This window comes from Mesorhizobium sp. M7A.F.Ca.US.006.04.2.1 (genome assembly GCF_004022915.1).
GTDB lineage: Bacteria > Pseudomonadota > Alphaproteobacteria > Rhizobiales > Rhizobiaceae > Mesorhizobium > Mesorhizobium ciceri.
Window position 1 is genome coordinate 1 of sequence record NZ_RZQA01001227.1, and the last position, 1,348, is coordinate 1,348.

Below are 1,348 nucleotides of genomic sequence, written 5' to 3' on the forward strand. Positions count from 1 at the left end.
GAACTCGACGCAGCCGTCGCCGCCGCCCCTGGCACCCTGGCGCCGCTGACAGTCAGTGCTGCGCGCGTTCGCATGTTGCTCGACCATGATCGCCTCGCCGATCTGCCGCGCATCGACGCCCCGGTTCAAGTGATTGCGGCCACCGGCGATATCCTGACGCCATCAGCCCTTTCAGAGGCGATCGCCGCTTCGATACCGGATGCCCGGTTTGTTTTAGTTCCTGGTGCGCATTTTCATCCCCTCGCCGACCCCCAAGGTTTTGCCGCCATCATTCGCCATTTCATTGCCAAGGCCGACAGCTAGTATCATGACCGCTGAAATCGCTCCCGCCCTCCTCGACCTGCGCCTCAAGCCTGGCGTCGATCTCCTCGCCGAAGGGCGCGCCATGGCGCGCGAGTGGCGCCTCGGCGGCTGCCGCTTCCTTACCGAGACTGGGATGTCGTCCGAAGCCGCATGGAAGCGCAAGGCAGCGGCCGAAAAGCGAGTCATGCAGCACGCCCATATCGGCTTCAGAAGCGTCGACCGCACCGTGGCCGCGATCGGCGAGGTGCATGAGCAATGCCGCAAGGCAGGGGTAACGGTCGACCGTTTCGGCATCACACTCGACTGGTCGATGGGATATCCCCAAGCCATGCGTGCAAAGGCTGCGCGCGGTACCGGCATCGTGCTCACCGGCCCAGAGGATTTCGCCCGCATCACCAACGCCGCGCCCGCTGCCGCGCATTTCGGCGACTTCATGCTCGGCCTGCCGGGTGCTGTGGAAAACACCCGCGCCGCCATCGCCGCCGGTGCAACGGCCATCGGCAATCTGGGGCAGTATTTCACCTTCCGGCTGCCCTACTGGGACGATGATGTGGCGACCACCGAAGCGACCGTCACCGCCCTCGGCCTGATCGCGGCCCAGGATGCCGAAATCCTTGTCCATTCCAATCTCGACGACGGCTTCGCCGGACTGTTCATCGACATGGCCTGCGCGCTCGGCATGGTGCTCGTCGAAAAGCACATCGTCGAGGATCTGATCGGCGCGCGGCTCGGCCATTGCTACGGCCACCACTTCAGCGATCCACTGTCGCGCGCTGCCTTCCATGCCGCGCTGGTGCGGGTCAGCGATACGCCGGGCACCATGATCTTCGGCAACACCGTTTCCTACCAGTCGACCCCGGCAGGCAATTACGCAACCCTGGCGAGTTATCTCCTGGCCGACATACTGGCTGTCGGGCGATGGCCCTCCGGCCATGCGATCAATCCGGTACCGGTAACCGAGAACCAGCGCATTCCCGATGTCGACGAGATCATCGACGCACAAACCTTCGCGCACCGGCTCACGCTGCACGCCCCCTTCTACGAC

Annotated in this window: 2 pseudogenes; both read left to right on the plus strand. The window is 64.4% G+C overall.

Features of this window, described 5'->3' with window-relative positions:
• Positions 1–303, plus strand: a pseudogene (locus EN925_RS36060) (alpha/beta hydrolase); the annotation flags it as partial.
• A 4-nt stretch (positions 304–307) separates the two neighbouring features.
• Positions 308–1,348, plus strand: a pseudogene (locus tag EN925_RS36065) (hypothetical protein); the annotation flags it as partial.